We start from the raw sequence: 15,098 nt of genomic DNA, 5'->3' as shown, positions 1-15,098 counted from the left end.
GGGAGTACGGGGCCAGCGACCCACCCCTAGAATGGGCGCACGCCCAAATAGTATGGGCGCTCGCCCATACTGGCAATCCTCAATCCCCTTTTCCACCGGGAGGACTTGGTGTCACCACGTGGAGTGGCCATCCCCGATCTGCGCGAGCGGCTCTTCGACGCGGCCGAGCGCGTCCTGGCCCGGGACGGGGCAGCGGCCCTGACCAGCAGGGCGATCACAGCCGAGGCGGACTGCGCGAAGGGGGTGCTGCACACCCACTTCGCCGGGCTCGACGAGTTCGTGGCGGAGCTGGTGCTGGACCGCTTCACCCGATCCGCCACCCTGGCAGCGACGCTGCCGGCGAAGGCGGGCAGCGGCTCGGTGGCCGGCAACCTGATGGAACTGGCCACGGCAGTCCTGTCCCTCGACCCGGGGGTCGTCGGGCTGGCAGTGACGCGGCCGGCTGCGGCACAGCGGGTCCGCGATGCATGGGCCGCAGGCGCTCCCGGCTTCGACGTGATCCAGGCCTCGACGAAGGCCTACCTCGATGCCGAGCAGCGCCTCGGGCGCGTCGCACCCGGCACGGACACCGGCGCGGTCGCACTCGCCCTGGTGGGCACGCTGCACCACCTGCTGATGACCGGCCGCCCGGGCACCCCGCCCCCGCAGGACCAGGTGGAGCGGCTGGTCCACACCCTGACCAGCCCGTCCTGAACGGACGCCCGGGGCCGGGGACCGGCTCGGGAGCTGTGCGAAGCCTTCAACCGCGTCATCAGCACGCCGCCGGCCACCATCGACGCCGACCCGCGCCCTGGTGACCTCGCCGGTGGCTACATCAAGAGCGACCGGGCGGCCGAGCTGCCGGGGTGGACGCCGAAGCTGTCCCTGGAGGACGGCATCCGGTCGGCACTGGACGGGCCGGGGCTGGCAGTGGCGGCCTCCAGGGTGTTCCTGGGGGCCGCTCCGGCTGCCCGCCTGATCAAGGCGCCGGCCACGCAACCGTGGTCTCCACGGGCCGCTCGTAGTCGACGCCGTCGACACCCCACCCGTACAGCTCGCGGATCTGCCCCATGAACCAGTCCGCCCCGGCCCTCGCCTTCTCCAGCCCCGCCTCCGGGTCGGCCCACAGCTCCCGCACCTGGTCCTGGACCCGCCCGTCGAGCTCCCAGCCGTCCAGCCGGATCCGACCCGCTTCGTCGAGGACGAGCGGCACCGCCCCGGTCAGCTGGTCCCACAGCTCCCCGGCCTGCTCGGCCGTCGTACGGAACCCGTCACCGAGGACCGTGCGCAGGAACGCCGTGTACAGGGCGATCGAAGGGATCGCGCTGGAGGCCTGCGTGACGGCCGCGCCCGCGACCGCGGTGAACGCCCGCCCCTCGTCGCCGAGCTCGCCGTCGAGCTCGGCGGCGGTCCGCTCCAGGTCTTCTTTTGCGGCGCCGATGGTGCCCTGCCGGTAGATCGGCGCGGTCAGCTCCGACCCGATGTAGGTCAGGGCGACGGTGGTGAACCCGATCGATTCCAAGGGGTTGCGAAGAGGTGTCGTCTGCAGCTCGCTCGGGCGCTCCGGCAGTGGCCGGATCTTACCCAAAGCTGTCCCTGTCGACAGTGTCAGGTCAAGATCCTTGTTCCGAGAATGGGCACTTGACTTCGTCCGGTGCTGACACCGGGGCAACGGATACTTGAACCTGTCAGGAGAGCCATGGCACTGGAGATGCGCGACCGCTGCGAACGATGTGAAACGGTGCTGCCGCAGGTCTCGCCAGCCCGCATCTGCTCGTACGAGTGCACGTTCTGCGTGTCCTGCAGCGACGCCATGCGGGACACATGCCCCAACTGCGGCGGTGAACTCGTCGCCCGCCCTCGCCGTGCGTCGGCGCCCGCCGCCGAGCAGACGATCAGCCCCGCGGGTCAGTGATCGCAGGCGGTGAGTGATCGTAGAACGGGCTGTCCGGTGTGGTCGTTGTGCCAGATCGCGGCGGTGAGCGCGAGGATGCGCTGCATGACGCGGGTGACGACACCGACGGGCGTGCGTCCTCGGTGCTGTTCGAGATCGAGTTGGCGTTTGAAGGTCTCGTTGACCGACTCGATGACCTGCCGCAGGGGTTTGAACAGGGGTGCTCCAGGCCGTTCCGGTTCGCACCTCGCCGCCCCGGGCCGGCACCACCCCTCATACCAGGACCCGGTCTCCCGGCTGGTAGGCGGGCTGCGTGCTGAAGCCGACGACGGTGACGACGGCGAAGCCGCGACGCAGGAGCACATGACGACGACCCGTCTACGAGCGGAGACGAGCCCCCGGAGGCGGAGCAGTTGCTCGTAGAGCTCGGCCACCGGGCCCGCGGGTTCCCGGGCGAGGGCGTCGACAAGTGCCCGCCGCAGGACGTGGCAGCGGCTGAGGGCCTCGGCAGGCCGGCCGCAACGCCACGTTCGGATGGGCCGACTACCTCTGACAGCGGCTGATCTGTGGTGCCGAACCGAACCTGGGTGCCGGCCTGTGCTGTTCCAGTCCCTGTCAGGAGGCGCAGGTCAGGGGGCATTTCATGGTCCGAACAGGTACTGAAGGGACCGAACTGCGCAACTGTCTTCGGGTTCCGGCCGCCGGAGGAGCGGAAGCCGGCCGCCGGGCGGACGTCTCGGCGGCGGCCTCCTCCCGGCTCAGGCGTCGAGGCTGTGTCCGGTGGTTGCGTCCACGTGGTCCGGGATCTCGTCGTGGCGGTCGCCCACGGTCGGTGTCCCGGCGGGCTCGAACATGAGGATCGCGGCGCCGGACGGGGCGTACGGCTTGTGCTCCGTCCCTCGGGGGACGGTGAAGACCGACCCCTGGGGGAGCCGGACCGTGCGTTCGCCGTCGGGCTCGCGCAAGGAGATGGAGAGCTCTCCGTCGAGTACCAGGAAGAACTCGTCGGTGTTGTCGTGTGCGTGCCAGATGTGTTCGCCCTCGACCTTGGCGATGCGGACGTCATAGTCGTTGACGCGCGTGACGATACGGGGGCTCCACAGGGCATCGAAGGAGGCCAGAGCCTTGCGCAGGGGGATGGGCTGGTTGCTCATGGGCTCATCCTGAGCGGTTTCGCGCGGTCGGCGTGAGTGCTAGGAATTGCACATGACGCAAGGATCCTCGCAGGAAGGGCGGGCGGCGGTCGCGCCCCGCGTGGTCGCGCCCCGCGTGGCCGTACCCCGGGTGATCGCGCCCCGCGTGGCCGTGCCCCGCGTGGCCGTGCCCAGGGTCGTCGTGATCGTGGACGAGAACTCGAACCCCTTCGAGCTCGGCTGTGCGACCGAGGTCTTCGGGCTGCGCAGACCGGAGATCGGCCGTGACCTCTACGAGTTCACGCTCTGCTCCCCCGAACCCCGCACCCTGATGCGGGACGGATTCTTCACGCTCACGGGAGTCGCAGGTCTGGAGGCCGCCGACGCGGCGGACACCTTGATCGTTCCCAACCGCCCCGACGTCGACGTGCCGCGCCGACCCGCCGTACTCGATGCCGTCCGGCGGGCGCACGCGCGCGGTGCGCGCCTGATCGGCTTCTGCAGCGGCGCCTTCACGCTGGCCGAGGCCGGAGTCCTCGACGGGCGGCGGGCCACCGCGCACTGGCAGTGGGCGGATTCCTTCCGGGCCCGCTTCCCTTCCGTCCACCTCGAATCGGACGTGCTGTTCGTGGACGACGGTGACATCCTCACCGCTGCGGGCAGCGCGGCCGCGCTCGATCTGGGGCTGCACGTGGTGCGCCGCGACCACGGCGCGGAGATCGCCAACTCGGTGAGCCGGCGCCTGGTGTTCGCGGCGCACAGGGACGGCGGGCAGCGGCAGTTCGTGGAGCGCCCGATGCCCGACTTGGCCGACGAGTCCCTGGCGCCCGTCCTGGCCTGGGCCCAGGAGCGGCTGGACTCGCCCCTCACGGTGTCGGACCTTGCGGCACGGGCGGCCGTCAGTCCGGCAACGCTCCACCGCCGTTTCCGGGCACAGCTGGGAACGACCCCGCTGGTGTGGCTCACGGGGGAACGGCTCGCCCTGGCATGCCGGCTGATAGAGCGGGGCGAGTCCCGCTTCGAGGTGGTCGCGCGACGGAGCGGGCTCGGCACTGCCGCCAACTTGCGCACGCTGATGCGCCGCGAGACCGGCATCACTCCGTCGGCGTACAAGCGCCGGTTCGGGCCTGAGGTGAAGTGGCGGTAGACGTTCTCGGACGTGGTCCGGGTGCCGGGGCCCGGGCGGTGCCTACGGGCGGTAGAGGGCTTGGGCGCGCGTCAGGTCGGCCGGTCCCTCCCGTCCCGCCCGGTCGAGGTGGAGGAAGTGGTTCACCTGCCATGCCTGGGTGTTGCCCGCCTGGCGGTTGGGCGTGGTCACCCACGGCGGGTAGACGCGGAATCCGCGCTTCCCGCCGGAGCCGCCGCGGGAGACGATGCCGCGCTCGCACAGCACCTCGCACGGGAAGACGAACTGTCCGAAGCCCTCGCCGTCGCGGCTGCTGATGACGAAGAGGTCCACTCCGTCGCCGGCGTCGAAGGGCCGGATCGGCCCCTCCTCGGACCGCTGCCACACGGTGACGAACTGGCCCGCCTTCGTCGGGGTGGTCTTGGCCACGCGGAACCGGACCGAGCTGCCGTCGAGCGTGAACCCGTGGGCCGCGTACTCGGCGCTCTCCGGTTCGGGTACCGGCAGCGAGCAGGCGAAGCCGCTCGGGTCGTACACCAAGGCCTTCGCCGCCAGCAGGTCGCCGTGCATTCCCGACCACGGCTGATGCGTCACCATGCCGTCATCCTGCCATCGCGGCGGTGCGCGCGCCGCCTTGGCCCGCCCCCCCATGCCGCCTGCCGGGATTCCGCGTGCGGCGGTTAGGATCGCGGCATGCTGCTGAGCGCGCAGGACGTGGATCTGTTCGAGGGGGCGCGGGGGCGGTTGGAGGCCATTGCCTACCGGCTGCTCGGGTCCGCGAGTGAGGCCGAGGACGCCGTGCAGGAGACGTTCCTGCGGTGGCAGGGGGCGGACGTCCGGCGCATCGAGGTGCCTGAGGCCTGGCTGACGAAGGTGCTCACCAACCTGTGCCTCAACCAGCTCGGTTCGGCGCGTGCCCGGCGCGAGACGTACGTGGGGCAGTGGCTGCCGGAGCCGTTGCTGGGCGGGGACCCGATGCTCGGCCCGGCCGACACCGCCGAGCAGCGGGAGTCGGTCTCGTACGCCGTGCTCACGCTCATGGAGCGGCTGTCCCCCAACGAGCGGGCGGTGTACGTGCTGCGGGAGGCGTTCGACTACCCGCACCGGGAGATCGCCGAGATCCTCGACATCAGCGAGGCCGCCAGCCAGCAGATCCTCCACCGGGCCAAGAAGCACATCGCGCAGGGCAAGGCCCGTACCGAGATCGATCAAGCCGCTGCCCGGCGGATCGTCGAGGAGTTCCTGGCGGCTGCCACCAGCGGGAAGACCGAGCCGCTCGTGCAGCTGCTCACCTCCGACGCCATCGCGATCGGCGACGGCGGCGGGAAGATCCCTGCCCGTGCCAAGGCGTTCGAGGGTGCGGTCGCGGTCGCGAAGTTCATGCGGGGTCTGTTCAAGCCGGCGGCGGTCAAGCGCGCCATGGTCGGCGGCTCGGCCGGAATCCACATGGCCACCGCGAACGGCGGCCCGGCCGTGGTGGCGGTCGTCGACGGCCGGGTCGTCGGCGTCATGTGCCTGGAGGTCACGGCCGAGGGCATCGCCGCGTTCCGCAACCAGGTCAACCCCGACAAGCTCACGCGCGCGACCGAGGTGTGGGCGGCCGCGGAGCACGGGGAGCCCCTGTTCCAGGCCTTCTGACCCACTCCACACCCTGCCCCGCCCCGCCCCGCCCTGCGCGATGTGACGTGCTTCACACCGCCGACCTGTCAGGAAACAGCGGGCTGCCCGGTTCAAGGGGTGACGCCGCGCAAGACGGCGGCGGACCCGCGCAGACAGGAGCAGGGAAATGCAGCAGCGCACGCAGCACCGCATCATCGTCCTCGGTGCCGGATACACCGGAGCCGTCGCGGCCGGCCGGCTCGCCAAGCGGCTGCACCGGGACGACGTCGCCATCACCCTCGTCAACGCCGAGCCCGACTTCGTCGAGCGCGTCCGCATGCACCAGCTCGCGGCCGGCCAGGACCTGAGGCCCCGGCCCTTCAGCGAGATGTTCGCCGGCACCGGTGTCGAGCTGAGGCTCGGGAAGGTCACCGGCGTCGACGTCGACCGCAAGACCGTCTCCGTCGTCGACGCGGACGCGGACGCGGACGCGGACGCGGCGGCGAACGGGGCGGCGAACGGGGCGGCGAACGGGGACGGGGACGGGGACGGGGACGGGGACGGGGACCAGAATGGAGGCGGCCGCGCCGCGGAGCTGGAGTACGACACCCTCGTGTACGCCCTCGGCAGCGGCGGGAACGACCACGGCGTCCCCGGCGCCGCCGAGTACGCCCACCAGATCGCCGGCCGGCCCGGAGCGCTGCGGCTGCGCGAGCGGCTGGCCGGCCTGGGCGCCGGACAGGCCGTGGTCGTCGTCGGCGGCGGCCTCACCGGCCTGGAGGCCGCGACCGAGATTGCCGAGGCCCGCCCGGACCTCGACGTCGCCCTCGCCGCCCGCGGCGGCCTCGGCGACTGGCTGTCGCCCAAGGGCCGCGCGCACCTGGGCAAGGTCTTCGGCAGGCTCGGCATCACCGTGCACGAGCACGCCGCCGTCACCGCCGTCGAGGCCGACCGCGTGACCACCGCCGACGGCGAGGTCATCCCGGCCGCGGTCACCGTGTGGACCACCGGCTTCGCGGTCCACCCGATCGCGCAGGCGACCGCCCTGAAGGTCTCCGGCACGGGCCGGATCGTGGTCGACGGGACCATGCGCTCGGTCTCACACCCGGACGTGTACGCCATCGGCGACGCGGCCATGGCGATGGGCCCCGGCGACAAGCCGCTGCGCATGTCGTGCGCCTCGGGCGTCCCCGCCGCGTGGCAGGCCGCCGACGCGATCGCGGCGCGCCTGACCGGCGGAAAGCTCCCGAACGCGCCGATCCGCTACTTCAACCAGTGCATCTCGCTGGGCCGCAAGGAGGGCCTGATCCAGTACGTCACCGCCGACGACCGCGCCGTCAGCGCGGCCCTGACCGGCCGGTTCGCCGCCCGGTACAAGGAGCTGGTCTGCAAGGCCGCCGCCTGGGGCGTCGCCAACCCGACCCTCGGCCTCCCGACACGCCGCCGCCGCGTCGCACGGGAGACGGCCCCTGCTGCGACGGCCTCGCCCGCCGGCACGACGGCCTGACGCAGACGCCGGGAGGAGGACGCCGGGAGGAGGGCGCCGGGTCATCGCCCGTTCGACGGCGGGGGCGGGAAGCGCTTCCGCCGTGGGCGAGTGTTCCGGTGGGTCGGCAACTGGCCTCGTGCCGCTGTGCTTCCGGCAGCGCAGCAGTCCCTACCCACAGCGAGCTGGTCCGCCCGCACTCGACGACGCCGTCCCTCCACGGTGAGGGGTGCGTTCAGGTGCGTCACGCGGCGGAACCGGGTGCAGAGGCTCGCCGTGTGCGGTCCCGCCCGGCGATGGCCGCGGCGACCTCTTCGACGGCGCCACGAAGAAGGTCACCGTAGGGATCCTGCGGGAGCCGGGGGGCGTGCACTTGGGCCGCGTTGATGTGCTCGGTGGCGGCTTCGAAGGAGCCGAGCCGACGGTAGTCGTCGGCGAGGTTGAGGTGCAGGGAGGGGTAGAAGCCGGCGATGTGGAGGCTGGCGTGGTGCTTCTGGACGCGCTGCTCGGTCACGGCGTCGGCAGCGTCCAGGGCCCGGATGTCCCAGGCCAGGGCCTGGGCGGGATCTTCGTAGAGGTCTGCCAGGTGGTGAGCCAGGGAGCAGCGGTGCAGCGGATCGCCGGTGACACTGGTCGCGGACCACAGGTTCAGGAGTTTTCGGCGGGCGGAAGCGATGTCACCGGCTCGGCCTTGGGTGACGGCGTGGCCGATGGCTTCCATGGTCGGGTCGGGGCCGGCGGGTGCGGTGGTCATGGGGTGTTCCTCGTCGTCTGTCTCAGGCGGGGTGGTCGGCCTTGACGGGCATGGCCAGGGTGGTGAGATCGCCGCGGTCGGCGGAGCGGATCGTGACGGGCTTGTCGTGTCCCCTCAGGTCGAGCATCACCTCGGGGCCGATCGCGGTGCTCACGGCGGGATAGAGCGTGGTCAGCTCGAACCGGATCCGGAGGGCTTGCCCCGTCGCGGTGGCGGCCGGGAGGGGGCTGGCGGGGTGCTCGTCGTCCGCCGGCGCGATGTTCACCGCGTTGTCGGCGATGTGCAGCCCGATGCGCTCGCCGGGGTGTTCTTCCAGGGCTCGCAGGAGCAGATCCTTCGCGACCGTCACACGGGTGGTGGCCTCGCCCAGTGACGCGAGCATCAGCCGGTGGTCGGGGAATTCCCCGGGTAGCAACCGGCAGTGCCGGTCCTCCCGGTCGGCCACGCGGAGCCAGATCCCGTGCGGCACCGCTTCGACCCGCACCAGCGCGCTGCGGCGGATCTCGGCGGCCACGGCCCGCAGCTCGTCGCCGTTGACCGTGCCGGCCCACGTCTGCCTCGGCGGTTCAGCCGGCACCAGGGTTCGGGTGGAGAGCCGGTAGCGGTCCGTCGCGGTCAGGGTGACCGCCTCTTGGCTCGCCTCGATGCGCAGGCCGGCGAGGACCGGCATCCCGGGCTCATGTGCGGTCGCGGTCAGGACCTGTTCGACCGCAGCCGCCAGCACGGGACCCTTCAGCACCGCAATCGGAAGACCTGGCACATTGCCAAGGGCGGACTTGATGACAGCAGCCTTCTGCTGTGCCGCCGCCGCGTCCCCGACGACCTTCGCGACATGGTCATCGAGCAGCCGGGATGCCGCGTCAGCCCCGGAGCCGAGTACCGCCTCGACACCGGCGAGGGGCATGGCAATCTCACGAAGCTGACGCAGCACGGTCGCCCGGGCCACCTGGTCGGCGCTGTAGTAGCGGTAGCCCGAGACCGGGTCGACCTCGGCAGGGAGCAGCAGCCCGGAGTCGGCGTAGAACCGCAACGCGCTGGAGGTCAGACCACTGCGTTGAGCGAAGACCCCGATCGGCATCAGATCATCATTTGGCACCGCGCCATCATCGATCTTCAACCAACTTGAAGGTCAACACCGACGAGCGGCGCCACCAACCTCATGGGCAGCAACACGCGGGCAGCACCGGTCTACCGGTTGGTGACGGACCCCCGGCCCGAGCGCCCGTCCCTGCCGGTCCCTGCCGGTCCCTGCCGCGCTCTGCGACATCCTCGACTGCTCTCCGGCCGACCTCATCGAGCGCTACGCCGAGGCAGACCGCCGCAAACGCACCGCTGGCGACGGCAGCCGGCATCTGGCCGGCAGGGCACTGCCTGCCCTCGTGCAGCAGAACCAGCGCGAGGCTGCTCACCCCTCACGAAGAGCCGCGATGTGCTGGCCGGAAGTCAGACCCAGGTGTAGTTCTCGTCTGTGACGGCGTCCAGGGCTGCGTCGGTGACGGCGGCCCGGGGGCCCGGCAGGGCGGCGAGGGCGGGGCCGATGGGCGGGAAGATGGGGAGGTCGGCGGTCTTGCGGTAGTCGATCCAGTCGATCACGCCGGCCTCGTGGCTGCCGTCGGGCAGCTCGTCCAGCTCCAGCTCGGCGAGCCGCTCGCGGACGTCGGGACTGATGTGGAAGCGGTAGATCAGGTGGAGTTTGCGCGGCGGAGGCGTGGGCCCGGGCCGGGTGACCCGCTGGTCCACGACCCACATCAGGTCACCGCCCTCGGCCTGGTCGATGTCCAGGTCGAGTTCTTCGGCGAGTTCCCGGCGCAGGGCGGCGATGAGGTCTTCGCCGTCTTCGACGTTGCCGCCGGGCGGGGTGTAGTGGGTGGAGTCGGCGCGGTCGCGGCGGATGAGGGCTACGTCGTCGCCGCAGAACACCAGCGCCCCGGTGCGGATTTTGATCTGGGAGAACGGGGCGGGTGGAGCAGGGGTGCTTGTCATGGCCGCCAGTATTGCGACCGGGCGGCCGGCGCCGGGAGCTTTGCCGTCTGTTCACTCGCCTGGCGCCAGGCCGCCGCGGCGTCGGGCGGGCGGAGGCGCGGCAGCCGATCGGCTGACCTGACCGCCACCGGTCCGGCCGGAGCGTCATCGACCTGGGGATCTATCGTTGGAGCGGCTCCGTGGTTGCCCGCGGGGGCCGGGAATTGCCAGTCGGGGAGAGGGAAGGGGGCGCGGCTTTGGGGGGCTTCGCATCGGATGTGGCGGCGGACAGGCTGGAGGAGTACCGGGGTGAGCTGACCGGCTACTGCTACCGGATGCTGGGGGCGTACTCCGAGGCCGAGGACGCCGTTCAGGAGACGCTGGTGAGGGCGTGGCGGAGCATCGACCGGTTCGAGGGGCGGTCGTCGCTGCGGTCATGGGTCTACCGCATCGCCACCAACGTGTGCTTGGACGCCCTGGCTTCCGGCAGGCGCAGGGCACTGCCGATGGACCTTTCAAGTCCGGCCGAGGGCGCCACCCCGCCGGGGGCTCCGTCGGACGCCGCCGTGTGGGTCGAGCCCTGCCCGGGCGGCGGCGATGACCCTGAGGCGGCGGCAGCTGCGGGCGAATCGGTGCGGCTCGCGTTCATCGCCGCGCTGCAGCACCTGCCGCCCAGACAGCGGGCGACACTGATCCTGCGAGACGTACTGGACTTCTCCGCGCGGGAGGTCGCCGACCTGCACGGTTCCACCGTCGCTTCCGCCAACAGCGCGCTGCAGCGGGCCCGCGCCACACTGGCCGCGCGCCGTGGGAGCGCCGACGGGCCGCCGGCCTCCCGGCCGTCCGATGCCGTACGGAGGGTGCTGGCCGAGCGGTACGCCTCGGCGTTCTCCCGCTACGACATGGACGAGCTGGGCATGCTCCTCCACGTCGACGCCACCCTGTGCCTGCCCCCGTACGCCAAGTGGATGCGGGGAGTTGGCGACATCCAGGCGTGGCTGACCGGTCCTGCCGTCGGCTGCCGCGGGTCCCGCCTGGTCCCGACCGTGGCGAACGGCTCTCCGGCGTTCGGCCAGTACCGCCCCCGGCCGGACGGCACCGGCTACGAGCCGTGGGCCCTCCAGGTCGTCGAGTTCACCGGCGACCGCGTCACGGGCATCACGGCCTTCCGCGACACCGACCGCCTCTTCCCGCTCTTCGGCCTGCCGGACCGCCTCGACCAGGACGCCGGCGTGTCCGCGCGGACCTGACAAGCCGACCGTTGGTGATCTACAGCCGTCCTCCTTCACGTAGTCGACGACAGTCGCCCGGGGCTGAGGCAGGTCGACAGCATCGCTTTCGCTCGGTTCTCTTTCGTGGCGCTCTGAGCGGCTGTCCGCTCTCACCCAGTGGCTGGTCAGGGCTCCGGTGGATCAAAATCCAGGTGCGTATGAGCCGGTTCGCACTCGTATACTCGTGCGAGTTCATGGAGGCGGAGGTGGAGACAGTGAAGCTGGCTGAGGCACTGGGAGAACGTGCGGAGGCGACGCGCCGTGTAGAACAACTGCGAGCGCGTGTCGTCAGCAGTGCGCGGTACCAGGAGGGGGAGACACCCGCCGAGGATGCAGCTCAGCTGTTGGCCGAGGCCAGTGAGGTGCTGGACGCTCTGGAAACGTTGATCCGGCGGATCAACCGCACCAATGCCACCGTGGAGATGGAGCCGGACGGCACGCTCACCGACGCCCTCGCACGCCGGGATGTCCTGCGGTTGCGTCACTCTGTGGTCACCGCGGCGGCGGACGCGGCGGCGGGTAAGGGCGATCGGGGATACGGCCGGCAGCTTCGGTCTGAGCTGATGATGCTTTCCGCGCTTCCGGTCGCAGAACTACGCGGTCAGGCGGATGCGCTCGCCCGGGAGATCCGCGAGGTCGATATGCGGATCCAGCGTACGAACTGGGAGGTCGATCTGCTGGACTGAGTAGTCCGGCAAGCCGGGACGATGTGGAGCAGGTAGCAGCTTCGGAGGCGTGCACACACCGAGGGCTGGCGGTTTTCCAGCCCACTCCTGGCGCGTGAAGAGCAACGCGGGGGTTCGACTCCCCTTATAACAGTGCAGCTCAGCACCGCGTACAGGTAACAGTGCACATCGCACAGCACATCACCACGTGCAGATCCGAGGCGGCGAGGGCGGGTTCGGGGCTTTCCACATCGCAGCACCATGAGGAACGGCGATCTCCGGCGGACACTGTCGGCGATTTTGGTGGTGCTCCTGCCATCTATCGCGAACGAGACTTCCGCGAAAGCCGGGTCGTTTGAGAACGCTGGTCGTCGGCGGTCTCAAACGACCCGGCAACCGCGCAGGTCAGCAGCCCACCACACGCCAGACGCAGTGCGACAGGACACCTGCCAAAGCCAGTGCACGCCAGCACTGCAGTGGCGGCGAGGGCCGGCGTCGACTGGCCGCGCCTGACCATCGGCGGGCCACGCCCTTGAGGTGCCAGCCGAGGCTGTCGATGACCGAGCCGCCTGTGGGACGGTTGGGTGGGCCTGCCATGAGGTCACGGAAGCCCGACCGGCCACACCCCAGACAACACCGCCACCGCCCAAGGGTCGACGATTCACGTCAGTCAGGTGAGGGGTCAGGCCTCCGGGCGGCGCCAAGGCCAGTGCTCACTGCCAGGCGTCAGCCCTCGGCAGGTCAGGTCCAGAAGGCGTCGGTTACGGTGATCTGCGGTTCGGCGTGGCGGCGGATGAAGGTGTAGATGAGCCATCCGCGGCCGCCGGCGAGGTCGGCGATGTGCGGTCCTCCGGGGCTGGTGGAGGCCAGGGGGCGGGGGGGGTGGCGTGAGAGGGTCGGGCCGGCTGCGGGGTGGGATCGGGAGCGGGAGGTGGGGCGCATGGCCGGCAGTGGGGTCACGGGTGGCGTGGTGCTGGTGGCGGACGACGACGCCGCCATCCGGCGCTCGTTGGAGCGCGGGCTGCGGCTGAGCGGGTTCACCGTGGTGCTCGCCGCGGACGGGCCCGGGGCGCTCGCGCTGCTCGCCGAGCGGAGCCCCGATGTCCTGGTGTTGGACGTGTCCATGCCCGGCCTCAGCGGTACGGAGGTGTGCCGGGGCCTGCGGGCTCGGGGTGATGAGACGCCCGTTCTGATGTTGTCGGCTCTCGACGAGCTCGCCGACCGGGTCGCGGGGCTCCAGGCCGGGGCGGACGACTATCTGGTCAAGCCGTTCGCGCTGGAGGAGTTGGTGCTGCGCCTGCGTGCGCTGTTGCGCCGCAGGCCGGCGGGGCCCGCCGGCCCGGCACCGGACGCGCCGCTGCGGGCCGGTCCGCTGGTGGTCGACCCGGCGACCCGCGAGGTGCACCGCGACGGGGTGGCCGTGCACCTCACTCGCCGGGAATTCGAGCTGCTGGCCACCCTGGTGCGCAACGCCGGCATCGTCCTCACCCGGGACCAGCTGCTGGACCGGGTGTGGGGCTACGACTTCGAGGTCCGCACCGATGCCGTGGACACCTTCGTCAGTTATCTGCGCCGGAAGCTGGAGGAGGGCGGGCGACCGCGCCTGATCCACACGGTGCGCGGTGTGGGCTTCGTACTGCGTACCGCCGACGACGGTCGGAGCGGGCCGTGAAGCTCGCCACCCGTGTCGCGGTCTCGGTGACCGTGGTCGTGCCGCTGCTCGTGCTCGCCGCGGGCCTGCTGCTCCTCGGCCTGGTCCAGCGGGACCTGCGCCAGCAGCAGGACGCCCGGCTCCAGGACCGGGCCTCGGCGGTGCTCCCGGATGTCAGGACGCTGCTGAACGCCGACCGCAACGACCGGCCGAAGGTGGAGCAGAACCAGCAGCGCAAGGTCCTCGGCGGCGTCATGGACGCCGGGATCCGGGTCCGGAACGCGCAGGGGTCGGTCGTGCTGGAGGGCGGACCGCAGCCGGCCGACGCGGTGCAGCTGCCGGAACGCACCCCGGACGGCCCCGTCACCGTCCGGGCCAAGGGCCGCGCCTGGCGGGTGCTCAGCGTTCCGGTGGCCGGGTCCGCGCCGGGCACGCTGTGGCTGTTCGCCCCGGCCTCGGCGACGGATCCGCAGCTCGCGGCCGTACGCCGCCGCGTCCTGCTGGTCGCCGTGCTGGCGGCACCCGTCTCCGGCCTGGTGGCGTACGGGCTGGCCGGCCGCGCCACCGCCTCCGTACGGCGGCTGAGCCGCCGGGCGGCCGCCCTCGACCCGGCGGCGGGCGCCGCGGCCTTCGCCACCGCGCCGGTCGGCGTGGCCGAGGTGGACGAGCTGTCCGCCGCGATCGCCGAGCTCCTGGCCCGCTACGACGAGCAGGCCGCCAGCACCGCGCGGGCGCTGGACACCGCCCGGTCCTTCTCGTCGGCGGCCTCGCACGAACTGCGCACACCGCTCATGAGCATGCGGACCGACCTCGACGTCCTCGCCGCCCATCCCGACCTGCCCGCCGAGGAGCGGGCGGAGGTGGTACGGGACCTCCAGAGCGACCACGCGCGGCTGTTCGAACTCCTGGCGGCGCTGCGCATGCTCGCCCTGGGAGACCTGGTGGACGTCTCCTCGTTCGGCTCGATCGACCTGTGCGAGCTGGTGGACTCGGCGGTCGGCGAGGCGGCCCGCCGCCACCCCGAGGCGCAGCTGAGCGCCGACCTGCCCGCCGAGCTGAGGCTCTTCGGGTGGGAGGCGGGGCTGCGGATCCTGCTCGCCAACCTGCTGGGCAACGCCGTCGTGCACGGCCGCACCCCGCAGGAGCCGCCGCGGATCACGGTACGGCTGCGCGCGGAGGACGGCAGCGCCGTCCTGACCGTGGACGACGCGGGGCCCGGTGTCCCGCCCGGCGAGCGGGAGGCGGTCTTCCAGCGGTTCCACCACCGCCCGGGCAGTCCCGGATCGGGTCTGGGGCTGACCCTGGTCGCGCAGCAGGTGGCACTGCACCGCGGCACCGTCACCGTGGAGGACGGGCCGGGCGGGCCAGGCGGGCCAGATCGGCGGGGCGGGATGGACGGCAGCGGCACGGGGGCGCGGTTCACCGTACGCCTTCCCCTGCCCGTCCCGGACTCCCCCGGTTCGTGGGTGCCGGAGCGGCGCGCCTGGATCTCGTCGTTCTCGTCGCTCTCGCCGGATGGCCGAGCCGACCCCGGTCACAAGTGAGCTGTTCCAGGCGGGCGTTCAGAGAACGATCCAC

The 15,098-nt window shown here is 71.8% G+C and carries 16 protein-coding genes and 1 pseudogene; 9 read left to right on the top strand and 8 right to left on the bottom strand.

The annotated features are described in order from the left end of the window. Positions 1–108: 108 nt before the first annotated feature. Positions 109–693 (top strand): TetR/AcrR family transcriptional regulator, encoded by a 585-nt coding sequence (locus AC068A_RS12615; protein WP_478584155.1) that lies wholly within the window; start codon positions 109–111, stop codon positions 691–693. Positions 694–958: 265 nt separating this feature from the next. Here the strand turns inward: AC068A_RS12615 and AC068A_RS12610 are convergent, their stop codons facing one another. Beyond that, positions 959–1,501, bottom strand: a complete 543-nt coding sequence (locus AC068A_RS12610; RefSeq protein WP_478584153.1) for a hypothetical protein — start codon at positions 1,499–1,501, stop codon at positions 959–961. Between the two features lie 177 nt (positions 1,502–1,678). Here AC068A_RS12610 and AC068A_RS12605 point away from each other — a divergent pair, with 177 nt between their 5' ends. Next, a complete protein-coding gene (locus tag AC068A_RS12605) occupies positions 1,679–1,894 on the top strand; it encodes a DUF1272 domain-containing protein (protein ID WP_478584151.1) in 216 nt (71 codons plus the stop codon). Here the strand turns inward: AC068A_RS12605 and AC068A_RS12600 are convergent. Together AC068A_RS12600 and AC068A_RS12595 are read right to left on the bottom strand one after the other, a co-directional pair. Then, a pseudogene (locus tag AC068A_RS12600) lies at positions 1,888–2,127 on the bottom strand (IS982 family transposase); the annotation flags it as partial. The gene AC068A_RS12605 and the pseudogene AC068A_RS12600 overlap by 7 nt on opposite strands. A gap of 504 nt (positions 2,128–2,631) precedes the next feature. Next, a complete protein-coding gene (locus AC068A_RS12595; protein WP_478584149.1) occupies positions 2,632–3,027 on the bottom strand; it encodes a cupin domain-containing protein in 396 nt (131 codons plus the stop codon). A gap of 181 nt (positions 3,028–3,208) precedes the next feature. Here AC068A_RS12595 and AC068A_RS12590 point away from each other — a divergent pair, with 181 nt between their 5' ends. Next, on the top strand, positions 3,209–4,153 hold the full coding sequence (locus AC068A_RS12590; protein WP_478584232.1) for a helix-turn-helix domain-containing protein: 945 nt from the start codon (positions 3,209–3,211) through the stop codon (positions 4,151–4,153). 42 nt (positions 4,154–4,195) lie between these two features. On the opposite strand, the gene AC068A_RS12585 is transcribed toward AC068A_RS12590, so the two are convergent. Continuing rightward, positions 4,196–4,729, bottom strand: coding sequence for a MepB family protein (locus AC068A_RS12585; protein WP_478584148.1), 534 nt, complete (start codon positions 4,727–4,729; stop codon positions 4,196–4,198). Positions 4,730–4,825: 96 nt separating this feature from the next. On the opposite strand from AC068A_RS12585, the gene AC068A_RS12580 reads away from it, so the two are divergent. After that, positions 4,826–5,770 (top strand): RNA polymerase sigma-70 factor, encoded by a 945-nt coding sequence (locus AC068A_RS12580; protein WP_478584146.1) that lies wholly within the window; start codon positions 4,826–4,828, stop codon positions 5,768–5,770. A 148-nt stretch (positions 5,771–5,918) separates the two neighbouring features. Then, on the top strand, positions 5,919–7,238 hold the full coding sequence (locus AC068A_RS12575; RefSeq protein WP_478584144.1) for an NAD(P)/FAD-dependent oxidoreductase: 1,320 nt from the start codon (positions 5,919–5,921) through the stop codon (positions 7,236–7,238). Between the two features lie 223 nt (positions 7,239–7,461). Here the strand turns inward: AC068A_RS12575 and AC068A_RS12570 are convergent, their stop codons facing one another. From AC068A_RS12570 to AC068A_RS12560, 3 genes are all read right to left on the bottom strand, one after another. Then, positions 7,462–7,971, bottom strand: coding sequence for a hypothetical protein (locus tag AC068A_RS12570; RefSeq protein ID WP_478584142.1), 510 nt, complete (start codon positions 7,969–7,971; stop codon positions 7,462–7,464). Between the two features lie 22 nt (positions 7,972–7,993). Then, the gene (locus tag AC068A_RS12565) at positions 7,994–9,067 is read right to left on the bottom strand and encodes a DNA polymerase III subunit beta family protein (protein WP_478584140.1); all 1,074 of its coding nucleotides are present in this window, start codon (positions 9,065–9,067) and stop codon (positions 7,994–7,996) included. Between the two features lie 347 nt (positions 9,068–9,414). Next, positions 9,415–9,954 (bottom strand): NUDIX domain-containing protein, encoded by a 540-nt coding sequence (locus AC068A_RS12560; protein ID WP_478584138.1) that lies wholly within the window; start codon positions 9,952–9,954, stop codon positions 9,415–9,417. 236 nt (positions 9,955–10,190) lie between these two features. Here AC068A_RS12560 and AC068A_RS12555 point away from each other — a divergent pair, with 236 nt between their 5' ends. Both AC068A_RS12555 and AC068A_RS12550 read left to right on the top strand, forming a co-directional pair. Further along, positions 10,191–11,183 (top strand): sigma-70 family RNA polymerase sigma factor, encoded by a 993-nt coding sequence (locus AC068A_RS12555; RefSeq protein WP_478584137.1) that lies wholly within the window; start codon positions 10,191–10,193, stop codon positions 11,181–11,183. A 236-nt stretch (positions 11,184–11,419) separates the two neighbouring features. Further along, complete coding sequence (locus tag AC068A_RS12550) at positions 11,420–11,890, top strand: DIP1984 family protein (protein WP_478584231.1); 471 nt, start codon at positions 11,420–11,422, stop codon at positions 11,888–11,890. 720 nt (positions 11,891–12,610) lie between these two features. Here the strand turns inward: AC068A_RS12550 and AC068A_RS12545 are convergent. Then, positions 12,611–12,811 carry a hypothetical protein gene (locus tag AC068A_RS12545; RefSeq protein WP_478584135.1) on the bottom strand — a complete coding sequence of 67 codons (201 nt, stop codon included), beginning with the start codon at positions 12,809–12,811 and terminating at the stop codon, positions 12,611–12,613. On the opposite strand from AC068A_RS12545, the gene AC068A_RS12540 reads away from it, so the two are divergent. Both AC068A_RS12540 and AC068A_RS12535 read left to right on the top strand, forming a co-directional pair. Then, the gene (locus tag AC068A_RS12540; protein WP_478584133.1) at positions 12,810–13,541 is read left to right on the top strand and encodes a response regulator transcription factor; all 732 of its coding nucleotides are present in this window, start codon (positions 12,810–12,812) and stop codon (positions 13,539–13,541) included. The two genes, AC068A_RS12545 and AC068A_RS12540, sit on opposite strands and share 2 nt — an antisense overlap. Beyond that, on the top strand, positions 13,538–15,064 hold the full coding sequence (locus AC068A_RS12535; RefSeq protein WP_478584131.1) for a sensor histidine kinase: 1,527 nt from the start codon (positions 13,538–13,540) through the stop codon (positions 15,062–15,064). The genes AC068A_RS12540 and AC068A_RS12535 overlap by 4 nt, the downstream gene beginning before the upstream one ends. Positions 15,065–15,098: the final 34 nt, after the last annotated feature.

It is taken from the genome of Streptomyces sp. NPDC043854 (assembly GCF_056436005.1).
The sequence above is the reverse complement of the archived record's forward strand: the minus strand, read 5'-3'. Positions and strand labels throughout refer to the sequence as shown.